This window comes from Cellulosimicrobium sp. KWT-B (assembly GCF_002127155.1).
GTDB lineage: Bacteria > Actinomycetota > Actinomycetes > Actinomycetales > Cellulomonadaceae > Cellulosimicrobium > Cellulosimicrobium funkei.
Genome location: NZ_NEDO01000004.1, coordinates 226,585 through 237,889, shown reverse-complemented (window position 1 = coordinate 237,889; position 11,305 = coordinate 226,585). Strand labels below are relative to the sequence as shown.

Below are 11,305 nucleotides of genomic sequence, written 5' to 3'. Positions count from 1 at the left end.
CTCGGGCCAGCACAAGCTCAGGAGGACATCACTTCGATGATGAAGAAGCTCGGTCTCGGCGCGTCGCGAGGACGTCGGGTCATCTACCTGGTGACGACCGCCGGCCACCCCAACTACGGCGACGAGATCATCGTGCGGCGGTGGCTGCGGCTGCTGGCGCGGACCGAGCCGGACGCCGACGTGTGGATCGACACTCCCGCGCCGGGGCCGAGCGCGACCCTCTTCGCCGGGGAGCACCCCCGGCTCCGCGCGACCGACACGCTGTACCGACTGTGCTGGGAGGCGCCGTCGGACAAGCCGAGGGACGTCGCGGAGTTCGTCCGACGCGCGCTCTCTGAGCCGGGCGAGGCGCCGCGATGGATCCCCGGCATCGAGCTCCTGCGGACCGTCGACGTCTTCCACGTCGTGGGTGGGGGCTACGTCAACACCATCTGGCCCCGCCACCTGGGTCTCGTGGCGGCCGCCGGGTGGATGGCCGAGAACACCCGGGCGCGGGTGGGGGCGACCGGGCTGGGGCTGCTCCCGTGCACGGACGACGCCCTCGACGTGTGGCGCGAGGCGGCGCCGCGGTTCGACGTCCTCACCGTCCGCGACGCCGCTTCCGCCGAGCTCCTGAGCGAGGTCGGCCGGCCGACGCAACCGGCCCCTGACGACGTGTTCCTCGGAGGGCTCGCCGCCGCCTACGAGTCGAGGGCGCGGCGGTCCCCGGACCTCATGGTGTGCGTCCAGTCCGACATGTACGACGGCGACCCCGACCGTGTCACCGACTACGTCCGGAGGGTCCTCCAGAGCTGGGGAGCGGCATCGAGGACGGTCGGCTTCGTGGAGTGCATCCCGCGCGGAGACCGCCGGATCTACGACGCCCTGCGTGACGAGATCCCGCACGCGCGCTTCTACCCGCTGTGGGAGATCCTCGCGGAGGGCTTGCCGGCGCGTAGCGGGCAGAGGTGGATCTCGTCCCGGTACCACCCCCACCTGCTCGCGGCCGCGGCCGGGGCCGAAGGGATCGCCCTCAGCCTGAGCGACGACTACTACGGGATCAAGCACGCCGCCGTCACCGCTCTCGGCTCGGGCTGGCGGGTCGCGTCTCTCGGGGACGCGGAGACGTCGGCCGGGGGTCCCGGCGACCTGCCCGCCCGTGCCGAGTCGTACTCCAAGAACCTCTTCGAGACGGCGCGTCGGCTCTACCGCGCGAGCTGAGAGCGCGGTCGCGGCACACACGCGCCCTGGGACCCGGGTCCTCGCCCGGCCCGTGTGAACGTCCTGTGGGGAATTGCCCGCGCAGGGCACGGTGGGCTGGCGGTGCCGAGGTGCGCGTTACGCTTGGGCGGCTGCAAAACCGACTGAGGAGTGTGTGTGGACGCGGATCTTGTCGTCGTGGGATCGGGCTTCTTCGGCCTGACCGTCGCCGAGCGCATCGCGGAGGAGTACGGCCGCAAGGTTCTCGTCATCGACCGGAGGAACCACATCGGGGGCAACGCCTACAGCGAGGCGGAGCAGCAGACGGGGATCGAGGTGCATCGCTACGGGGCGCACCTCTTCCACACCTCCAACGAGCGGGTCTGGGAGTACGTGAACCGCTTCACGGCGTTCACGAGCTACGTCCACCGTGTGTACACCACGCACAAGGGCGAGGTCTTCCCGATGCCGATCAACCTCGGCACGATCAACCAGTTCTTCCGCTCGGCGCACGGTCCGGACGCCGCCCGCGCGCTGGTCAAGGAGCTCTCGGCCGAGCTCGGGGACAAGAAGCCCGAGAACCTCGACGAGCAGGGGGTCTCCCTCATCGGCCGCCCCCTCTACGAGGCGTTCATCCGCGAGTACACCGCGAAGCAGTGGCAGACGGACCCGCGCGACCTCCCGGCGTCGATCATCTCGCGGCTCCCGGTGCGCTACACGTACGACAACCGCTACTTCAACGACACTCACGAGGGGCTCCCGGTCGACGGCTACACGGCGTGGATCGAGCGCATGGCCGACCACAAGAACATCGAGGTCCGGCTCGGCGTCGACTTCTTCGACGAGTCGCAGCCCGTGAGCAAGGGCAACGTGGTCGGCAACGTGCCGGTGGTCTACACGGGTCCCGTCGACCGCTACTTCGACTACGCCGAGGGCGACCTCTCGTGGCGCACGCTCGACTTCGAGGAGGAGGTGCTCCCGGTCGGCGACTTCCAGGGCACCCCCGTGATGAACTACGCGGACGCCGACGTCCCGTACACGCGCATCCACGAGTTCCGGCACTTCCACCCCGAGCGGGACTACCCGACGGACAAGACCGTGATCATGCGGGAGTTCTCCCGCTTCGCGGAGAAGGCCGACGAGCCGTACTACCCCGTCAACACGGCGGCGGACCGTGCGCGGCTGCTCGCGTACCGCGATCTCGCGGCCGGCGAGAAGGACGTCCTCTTCGGCGGCCGGCTCGGCACCTACAAGTACCTCGACATGCACATGGCGATCGGTGCCGCGCTGTCGATGGTGGACAACAAGCTCGCCCCCCACTTCGGGAAGGGCGCGGGCATCGAGAGCGGGGGAGTGGACGCATGAGCACGCTTGTCGAGAGCTCCGGCCGGGAGATCGCGACGGACGACAGCACCTGGCGCGTCGTGCACCGTGTGGTGATGCCCGTCGAGGACGACCTGGACGTCCTGCCCCTGTACGTGGACTTCGACCCGGCGCACGGTCAGGTCTACGACGGCGACGATGCGGCGGAGAGGCCGTTCGTGCCTCGGCGCGAGCTCGACCCGAGCATCATGGCCGGGCGGCACAGCGCGTTCCTCGCCGAGGGGTCGTCGGTCTCGTTCGGCACGTACTTCAACGCGTTTCCCGCCTCGTACTGGCGCCGGTGGACCGTCGCCACGTCCGTGCGACTGTCGGTCACCCTCGACGCGCCGGCGACCGTCACGGTGTACAAGTCGAACGCCCGCGGCATCCAGCAGAGGGTCGATCTCCTCGATGCCGAAACCGGGACCTCGACCTTCGACCTCACCCTGGCGCCGTTCGGCGATGGCGGCTGGTACTGGTTCGACCTCTTCGCCAAGTCCGGCGACGTGAGGCTCGTCTCGGCCGACTGGAGCGTCGAGCAGCCGGAGTCGGTCAGCCAGGGCACCGCGTCGATCGGGATCACGACGTTCAACCGCCCCGACTACTGCGTCGCACAGCTCGAGCGCCTCGGGGCTGACCCGGTGCTCGCCGAGCTCGTCGACCGGATCTACGTCGTCGACCAGGGCACGCAGCTCGTCGAGGAGCAGGACGGCTTCGACTCGGCGGCCGAGGTCCTCGGGGAGCGGCTCCGGGTGGTGCGTCAGGGGAACCTCGGCGGTTCTGGCGGGTTCGCCCGGGGGATGTACGAGACCCTCCAGGCGAACGAGAGCACGTACGTCCTGCTGCTCGACGACGACATCGTCTCGGAGCCGGAGGGCATCGCCCGAGCGATCGCGTTCGCCGACTTCGCGCGCAAGCCCACGCTCGTCGGTGGCCACATGTTCTCGATCTACGAGAAGTCGGTGCTCCACACCTACGGTGAGAAGGTCAACCCGTTCCGGTTCTTCTGGGGACCTGTCAGCGGGACCGACGAGGCGCACAGCTTCGCGAACTACTCGCTGCGCTCGACGGCGTGGCTCCACCGCCGCGTCGACGTGGACTTCAACGGGTGGTGGATGTGCCTCATCCCCACGAGCGTGGTGCGCGAGATCGGGCTCTCCCTGCCGGTCTTCATCAAGTGGGACGACTCCGAGTTCGGGCTGCGCGCACGCGAGGCGGGCTACCCAACGGTCTCCTTGCCCGGCGCCGCCGTCTGGCACGTGCCGTGGACGGACAAGGACGACACCATCGACTGGCAGGCCTACTACCACCAGCGCAACCGATGGCTCGCAGCGCTGCTGTACTCTCCGTACGAGCGTGGTGGCTCACTACCTCGCGAGAGCTTCCAGGTCGACGTCAAGCACCTGCTGTCGTTGCAGTACTCCGCCGTCGACCTGCGGCTTCGCGCGCTCGAGGACCTCCTCAGCGGACCGGAGCACCTCCACGCGACGATCGGTAGCAAGCTCCCCGAGATCCGGCGCATCCGCAGCGAGCACCCGGACGCTGTCGTGAGCAAGGACCCCGCGGCCTTCCCCGAGCCCAAGCCGGTCCGTCCGCCCCGCCGGGGCCGCGAGCCCGAGGTGCCGAGGGGTGTCGCACGCGGCCTCCTCTCGGCGCTGACGGGCGCGGCGCGACAGCTGCGCCCGGTGAAGCCCGAGGCCGTCGACCGCCCCGAGGCGTCCGTCCCTGCCATGGACGCACGATGGTGGCGACTCTCGCACCTCGACTCTGCGGTCGTGACGTCTGCGGACGGTACCGGCGCCTCCTGGTACCAGCGAGACCCGGAGTCGTTCCGCACCTACCTCGCGCGGAGCGCAGACCTCCACCGTCAGCTCCTCGCACGGTGGCCCGAGCTGCGCGAGCTCTATCGTGCCGAGGCTCCCACCTTCACGTCTGCTGCGGCGTGGGAGAAGACGTTCGATCGGAACTCGGTTGAGGGGCGCTGACGCGGCACGGGCCGGGAGGGAACTCGGTGCGCTGACGGTGCCCGGTCGGAGCCGGGGTCTCCTCGACGTGCTCGACCGGCGCTTCCTGCTCCGGCTCATCGTCCGGAAGGAGCTCCGGGTCCGCTACCGCGGCTCGGCGCTCGGGATGGCGTGGTCGTACGTCAAGCCCGCGATCCAGTTCATCGTCTACTTCGTCGCGCTCGGCGTCTTCCTCCAGCTCCGGGACTCGATCCCCGACTACGCGGTGTACCTGTTCTCGGGCATCGTCGTCATGAACTTCTTCGGTGAGGGATTCTCCAACGCCACGCGCTCGATCGTGTGGAACGCGCCTCTCATCAACAAGATCTATCTTCCGCGTGAGCTGTTCCCCGTCGCGTCGCTGTACGTCTCCGCGGTGCACTTCTTCCCACAGCTCGTGGTCCTCCTCGTGGCGGCGGTCGTGGGCGGGTGGCGCCCTCAGCCCACCGAGCTGCTGGCGGGTGTCCTCGGGTTCGTGATCGTGGCGATCCTGGCTCTCGGGCTGGGTCTCCTCTTCGGAGCAGCCAACGTGTACTTCCGGGATGCGGAGAACTTCGTCGACCTCATCGTCATGGTGGCGACGTGGGCCTCTCCGGTCCTCTACACGTGGGGGCGCGTGCAGCAGGCGGTCCCCGACTGGTTGTTCGTCGTGTATCAGCTCAACCCGCTGACGTCCGCCGTCGAGCTGTTCCACTACGCCTTCTGGTACGGGGCGACGGGACGTCCCGAGACGATGCCGGACGGGTTCCCGCCCGTGCCGGACCATCTCTGGGCCTTCGGAGCCGGTGCGCTCGGGATCTCGGTCCTGGTGCTCCTGATCGGTCAGACCGTCTTCCGGCGCCTCGAGGGGCGCTTCGCTCAGGAGCTGTGATGACGACGTACATCGATGTCGCGGGCATCTCAAAGCGGTTCACGCTTCGCCACAACCGTTCGCTCAAGGAGCTGGCGGTCGCGATGGTGCGCAAGAAGGACCTGTCCGATACGTTCCTCGCGCTGGACGACGTCTCGTTTCAGGTCACGGAGGGCGAGGCGGTCGCTCTCCTGGGCTTCAACGGGTCCGGGAAGTCGACCCTGCTCAAGCTGATCTCAGGAGTCCTTCGGCCCGACTCCGGCACCGTGCGGACACGGGGACGCGTCGCAGGGCTCATCGAGGTCGGAGCGGGATTCCACCCCGATCTCACGGGTCGGGAGAACGTCTACCTCAACGGCGCGATCCTCGGTATGTCGGAGGCGCAGATCGACGAGGCGTTCGACGAGATCGTCGCTTTCAGCGAGATCGAACGCTTCATCGACACCGAGGTGAAGTTCTACTCGTCGGGCATGTTCCTCCGGCTCGCGTTCTCCGTCGCCGTGCACTCCGACCCGGAGGTCTTCCTCGTCGACGAGATCCTTGCCGTGGGGGACGAACCCTTCCAGAAGAAGTGCCTCGCACGCATCAAGCAGCTCAAGGCAGAAGGCCGGACCCTCGTCATCGTCAGCCACGACCTCGACATGGTGGCACGGCTGTGCGAGCGCGGGATCCTGCTGGAGAAGGGGGTCATGACCATGGACGACGACGCGGGCAAGATCGTGGAGTCGATGCGGGGATGAACGAGGTCGCCGAGGCAGCCGCGGTCCGGAACGACGAGCCGGAGCTCGAGCGCGCGAGTCCGTGGTGGGGACTCGGCGCGGTCGGCGCGGTCCTGGCGGCCGCGTGCATCCCACTCCTCTTCAATCCCCGGTTCTACTTCGCCGACGACACGCAGGCCGGTGCCTACGGGATCTGGGTCACGATCGGACGAGACCTCCGGGAGGGGACGTTCCCCTTCTTCGAGCCCTCCCGGTGGATGGCGGGGAACTACGTCGCGGAGGGCCAGTGGGGCCTGTTCAACCCGCTGGTCTGGCTCATCGGGTGGGTGGCGAGCGGCGCGACGGATGCGGTGGTCGTGAGCACCGTCGTGAAGCTCGTGACTCTCGCCGTCGCCGCCGGTGGCATCTATCTCGTCGCGCGCTCGTACGGAGCCCGGGCGCCGTGGGCGGCGGCTGCCGCCCTGCTCACGCCGCTGGCCGGCTTCACGACGTACATCGACGCGGCCTCCTGGGTCACGTCTCTCTTCGTGTGGGCGCTTCTGCCCTGGGTGTGGTGGGGCCTGCGACGTACGCTGCTCCACGGCGGCAACCCGCTCGTCCCGTTCGTCGCCGGGTACCTCCTCGTGACGGTCGGCTATGTGCACGGGACGCTGATGCTCTGCTTCGTCATCGCCGGTGTGCTGCTCGAGGGGAGTCTTGCCCGACTGTGGGCCCAGACAGCTCGCGTGCTCGCGGTGGGAGTGGCGCTCGGTCTCGTGGCCGTCGCGGTCTATCTGCCTGGTGTGCTGACCGCGCCGGTCACTGCGCGCAGCGACGACGAGATCCTCAACACCAACTTCATGTCGCCCGACCTCTCGGGACTCGCCACCGGTGGGACGCCGCTGGCCCTGCCCTGGATGTCTGGTTTCTGGGCGCCTCCGGTCGCCGCGCCGCTCATGTACGTGGCCTGGATCCTGCCTCTTGTCGTGCTGGTCGTCCCAGGCCGGGCCTGGCCGGTGCTCCGTCAGATGGCCGCGGCCGGCGTCCTTGGCCTCGCAGCCACGGTTCTCACCTTCGGCCCGAGCGACATGGGACCCCTGCGCTTTCCCGCGCGGGTGCTCCCATACCTCGTCCTCGTGATCATGGTCGTCGTGGTGGTCCTGCTCAGCCGTGCCTCGGCACGACCGACGCGTGCGCGCGTCTGGGCGGCGGCCGGGCTGGTGGTCGCGGGCGCGGCGTTCGCCTGGTTCGAGAGCCCGAACTGGTGGAAGGTCATCGGCCTCGGCGCCACCCTGGCTATGGTCGGCGTGGTCGGCTCGCTCCTCCTTCTTCGACGGACGAGGACTGCACCTCTGGTCGCGACCTTCCTCGTTGTGACGGCGGCAGTCGGTCTCGCGCAGCACCACTACTTCCCGCGGTCGCCGCTGCCCGACTTCGGTCTGCCGGCCGACCGGGCTTCGTACTCCTCGGCCCTCAGCGGTGTCGAGGGGGACGCGATCACCGTCGGTCGACCGAGCTTCGAGGGCGACTGGTGGAAAGACACGCTGTACGCGAACTCCTGGTATCTCAACGACGCTTCCGTCGTAAACGTCTACTCGCCCGTCGCGCACGAGGCCTACAGCCAGGACCTCTGTGTGGACCCGCACGGTGTGGTCTGCTGGGAGACGGCGGAGACGCTGTTCGAGACCGACCCGGAAACCGGTGTGCCTGTGGCGGACCTGCTGTCCCTCAGCGCCGTCCAGGTCCTCCCGCGCGAAGACGTCCCTGACGACGTCGATTCCGTCCGTCGCGCGGACCCCTACCGGTTTGCCGAGACGCCCGAAGGCTGGACCGAACAGGCAGGGGACAGCTCGAGCCGGCTGTGGGTCCGTGACGAGACCCTGCCGACTGCGGGAGGAGTGTCCTGGACCTCACCCGGCGTCGCCCTGAGCGACGTCGAGACCGACGAGCGGGACGTCCGGTTCCACGTCGACGCGGTGCCGCAGGGTGGGGGCGAGGTCGTCTTCTCGCGTCTCGACTGGCCTGGCTACACCTTCGACGGTGCACGCCAGGCGGCGTCCGTACGCGGGTACCTCTTGACGGCAGCGCTGGACGAGTCGGCAGCGGGCACCACGGTGACCGTCTCGTTCACCCCTCCGGGGTGGACGCTCGGCCTCGTCAGCATCGGGGTCGCGGGGGCGGGCATCCTCGTCTGGGGGGCCGTGGAGGCGGTTGCGACACGCCGTCGTCGCACCGTCACGCGGTCCCGGTCCGGTGCCCCCGGCGTCTGACCGTCTTCACGGGATCGCCGGGCCCAGGGGGAGCCGCCCCAGCGCGGCGTCGTTGAGCGTCACGATCAGCGGCGTGCCGTGCCCGGCGTTCAGGCGCAGAACGCTGCTCCACGACCGCACCGGTCGGACGACGTTGCCCTCGCTCACGTACACCGTCGCACCGGAACCCTTGACGAAGAGCGGCCCGGTGGTCCGCGGACCCGCCGCGGGGAGGCGCGAGCACGTCCCCGGCGAGAGCGCAGAGACGGGGACGACCGGGGGGTCGGCGACTGCGCGGGGCGAGATCCGTCCGCCGACGCCGACCAAGGCTGAGGTGCCGCAGCGGACGACGGGAGACAGCGGGCTCGGGGTCGCGGTGTGCGTCCTGAGCGTGGCGGCGTCGACCGTGGTGTAGCTGCGCGAAAGCCCGAGCGCGGCCACGTCGCCGAACGACTCCACGTGGACGGCGCTCGCGATGCTGTCCACCAGGTATATCGCCGGTGCCGTGGACGACTTCACCAGTCGTCCCGGAGCGATCCACGGCCCGGTGCGCTGGGGTACCGACGACAGAAGGCTCGGGGCGATGGTGAGCACGCGGGGGTTCGCGCCGGCGTAAGCCTGCAGGAGCGGCCAGGAGTCCACCTGCCGACGGTGCACCGTGGTGCCGACGGTGTCAGCCGCCCACACCGCGGGGTTCGTCGGCGACTTGAGGAAGTACGGCGCGGTGACCGCGGCCCGGGCGGGGAGAGCGCGCGAGACGCCAGGAGAGAGGGGCACACCAGGTGGAGAGCCCGCCGGGGCAGGAACGAGCCCGTCGTTCGTCAGGAGCGCGGTCGTTCCGCGCACCGTGTCCTGCACGAGCAGTCCGATCGGCGCTCCGGTCGACAGGATGCCCAGGCTCGCGGCATCGAGGGTTCCCTGCGGTAGCGTGCGCAGCCCGGTGCCCGTCCGGACGTCAGGCGCGACGGCGTGCTTGGTCGACCCCATGACCAGCCACGTGCTCGAGGAACCCCTTGCGGTCACCACCACGTCCGTCCGAACCACCGGCACTCCCAGGGCGAGTGCGGCGACGGTCGTGTCGGGGACCGTCGTCTGGTCGGCCGGGATCCCGGCCGCGGCGCGAGACGCGCTGTCGAGGATCTCTCGCTTGCGGCCCCCCTCGATCCAGTACGAACGTCCACCGGAGGTACCGACGGCCGCCGCGACGGCGGGGCCGTCCCGGAACGCCGCGACCTGCGAGGGATCGAGGTCTACGTATGCGTCCCCGCAGGCACGGTTCGACCAGCGGACGACGACGTCACAGCTCGGGAAGTGGTGCTTCGAGCCTCGCGCGATCCAGAAGAGCGAGCCGTCGGACGTGTCCCGCACCACGCGACCGAGCGTCGGTCCCAGCGGGTACCTGGAGAGCAGCGCTGCCGAGACGTAGCCGACAGGACCCAGCCGGTCGACGTAGTCGCCGTAGACGGCGAGGTCGGGCACCGGGAGTCGACGTCCGTCGGCGAGGAGGAACACCTGCGGGTCCTGCTCTGTCCGGACGAGGGCGCTGCCGAGCCGGGGATCACCGAACCAGTCGGTGAACAGACGCCAGAAGTTGCGGTTCCCGTAGGCGGAGCAGCGGTCGCCGACCCCGTACAGGTTGGCGAGCGCGGCGGCGTTGGGCTGGTAGGGCGTGTAGATGTAGAGCGCGGCGGTCGCCTGGTTCTCGATGTACACGGGTGCGCTGCCGCAGGATGCGTCGGGGTTGTACCGAATGGTGTTCGTGCGGCCCGCCTGGTATCCGTAGCGGGTGGCGTTCTGCCGGTACACGAGAAACTGGCGTGCCGCGCGGTACACCTGGTTCGAGAAGCCGTAGTACTCGGTGTTGCAGGGCGCGGTGTCGGGGCAGCCGAAGCCCATGGCAGCCTGGTACGACCGCGCAGTCGGGCGGGAGCGCGTGAGGAGGCTGTTCTCCTTCTCGAGCATGACGAGCAGCACACGGGGGTTGATCTCGCAGGCCGTCGCGACCTTGCGGATGATCCGGGCGGCGGACTCGCCCGCCGCTCCGGTGTATCCCCAGCACAGCCCGCTCTCCTGGGGCCTCGAGGGCGTGTTCTCGCGGTAGTCCTTGAGGCACGGCATCTCACCTGCGACGCAGTTGCGTCCACGCTGTGCGAGGAAGGCTTGGATCTCCGCCTCGGTCATGGTGCCGAAGTCATAGAAGACCGAGTCGGCGATCAGCGACCCTGCGGTGAAGTCGGACGCCACTGCTGCCGCCGCGCGCGGCGGGGCGACGAGGAAAGACCCGAGCAGACCGAGCACGGTGACCGCCGTGACGGCCCAGCGCGCCACCAGGGTCCGCCGGGTGCTCACGGCACCTCCACCGTCATCACCGCAGACGAGCCCGAGCTCGCCGTGGAGGAGTACGACACGCGCACCGACCAAGCGCCCGCCACACCGAGCTCCGTGAGCGGTGCTACGAGAGGGTCGCACCAGGTGACCTCGGCGTCGGCCACCGCAGGCGAGCGCAGCTCGACCCGTCTCTCTCCTGAGATGAGCTCGAGGGTGCACGTTCCACCTGACTCCACCACCGGAGCGAAGGCGTTGACGACGATGGCCCCGTCCTCGACCCCGGCCCAGGAGACAGTCGGCACGACGTTCGTCGTCTCGGTGGGTGGCGTCTCCGCCTCGTGCTCATCGGCGGGCGGTGACGTCGGCGACGGGCCGACGTCGGGAGCGTCGATCCCGTCGTCAGCGCCAGCGTCAGCGCCAGCTGTCGACGGGTCGGAGGCGGCCGAGGTAGGCCTGCCGGACGCCGTGGGGCGACCCGCCGCGTTCTCGGTCGGGCCAGTGGACGTGGTGTCCGCAGGGGTCGGAGGTGCGGAGCAGGAGGCGCAGAACGCGGCAAGGACCAGAAGCGTCAGCGCGGTGCGGGAACGGAGGTGGCGGGTCATCGCCTCCGACCGTAACCGCCCGGTCGGGATTCGG

8 protein-coding genes are annotated in these 11,305 nt (G+C 69.5%); 6 read left to right on the top strand and 2 right to left on the bottom strand.

Translation table 11 applies throughout. The features are described from left to right. The first annotated feature begins 39 nt into the window (after nucleotides 1-39). The 6 genes from B9L22_RS13850 to B9L22_RS13825 all read left to right on the top strand — a co-directional run bounded on the left by B9L22_RS13850 (nucleotide 40) and on the right by B9L22_RS13825 (nucleotide 8,362). The gene (locus B9L22_RS13850; protein ID WP_158097212.1) at nucleotides 40-1,200 is read left to right on the top strand and encodes a polysaccharide pyruvyl transferase family protein; all 1,161 of its coding nucleotides are present in this window, start codon (nucleotides 40-42) and stop codon (nucleotides 1,198-1,200) included. 156 nt (nucleotides 1,201-1,356) lie between these two features. Beyond that, on the top strand, nucleotides 1,357-2,544 hold the full coding sequence (gene glf, locus B9L22_RS13845; RefSeq protein WP_086150818.1) for a UDP-galactopyranose mutase: 1,188 nt from the start codon (nucleotides 1,357-1,359) through the stop codon (nucleotides 2,542-2,544). After that, the gene (locus tag B9L22_RS13840; RefSeq protein ID WP_086150817.1) at nucleotides 2,541-4,526 is read left to right on the top strand and encodes a glycosyltransferase; all 1,986 of its coding nucleotides are present in this window, start codon (nucleotides 2,541-2,543) and stop codon (nucleotides 4,524-4,526) included. Before glf ends, B9L22_RS13840 begins: the two co-directional genes overlap by 4 nt. A gap of 31 nt (nucleotides 4,527-4,557) precedes the next feature. Beyond that, nucleotides 4,558-5,415 carry an ABC transporter permease gene (locus B9L22_RS13835; protein ID WP_369824849.1) on the top strand — a complete coding sequence of 286 codons (858 nt, stop codon included), beginning with the start codon at nucleotides 4,558-4,560 and terminating at the stop codon, nucleotides 5,413-5,415. Beyond that, nucleotides 5,415-6,134, top strand: coding sequence for an ABC transporter ATP-binding protein (locus B9L22_RS13830; RefSeq protein WP_086150815.1), 720 nt, complete (start codon nucleotides 5,415-5,417; stop codon nucleotides 6,132-6,134). The genes B9L22_RS13835 and B9L22_RS13830 overlap by 1 nt, the downstream gene beginning before the upstream one ends. After that, entirely contained in the window at nucleotides 6,131-8,362 is a 2,232-nt protein-coding gene (locus tag B9L22_RS13825; RefSeq protein WP_086150814.1) for a hypothetical protein, read from the top strand. Before B9L22_RS13830 ends, B9L22_RS13825 begins: the two co-directional genes overlap by 4 nt. 6 nt (nucleotides 8,363-8,368) lie before the next feature. Here B9L22_RS13825 and B9L22_RS13820 read toward each other — a convergent pair whose 3' ends face one another. Together B9L22_RS13820 and B9L22_RS13815 are read right to left on the bottom strand one after the other, a co-directional pair. Beyond that, nucleotides 8,369-10,690 carry a hypothetical protein gene (locus B9L22_RS13820; protein ID WP_086150813.1) on the bottom strand — a complete coding sequence of 774 codons (2,322 nt, stop codon included), beginning with the start codon at nucleotides 10,688-10,690 and terminating at the stop codon, nucleotides 8,369-8,371. Then, a complete protein-coding gene (locus B9L22_RS13815) occupies nucleotides 10,687-11,271 on the bottom strand; it encodes a hypothetical protein (RefSeq protein WP_086150812.1) in 585 nt (194 codons plus the stop codon). Before B9L22_RS13815 ends, B9L22_RS13820 begins: the two co-directional genes overlap by 4 nt. Between the last annotated feature and the right edge of the window lie 34 nt (nucleotides 11,272-11,305).

What these genes read in the sequence shown, in the direction of transcription:
- B9L22_RS13840 (WP_086150817.1), top strand. Translation starts at nt 2,541, where the DNA reads ATGAGCACGCTTGTCGAGAGCTCCGGCCGGGAGATCGCGACGGACGAC.
- B9L22_RS13815 (WP_086150812.1), bottom strand. Translation starts at nt 11,271, where the DNA reads ATGACCCGCCACCTCCGTTCCCGCACCGCGCTGACGCTTCTGGTCCTT.
- B9L22_RS13850 (WP_158097212.1), top strand. Translation starts at nt 40, where the DNA reads ATGAAGAAGCTCGGTCTCGGCGCGTCGCGAGGACGTCGGGTCATCTAC.
- B9L22_RS13830 (WP_086150815.1), top strand. Translation starts at nt 5,415, where the DNA reads ATGACGACGTACATCGATGTCGCGGGCATCTCAAAGCGGTTCACGCTT.
- B9L22_RS13825 (WP_086150814.1), top strand. Translation starts at nt 6,131, where the DNA reads ATGAACGAGGTCGCCGAGGCAGCCGCGGTCCGGAACGACGAGCCGGAG.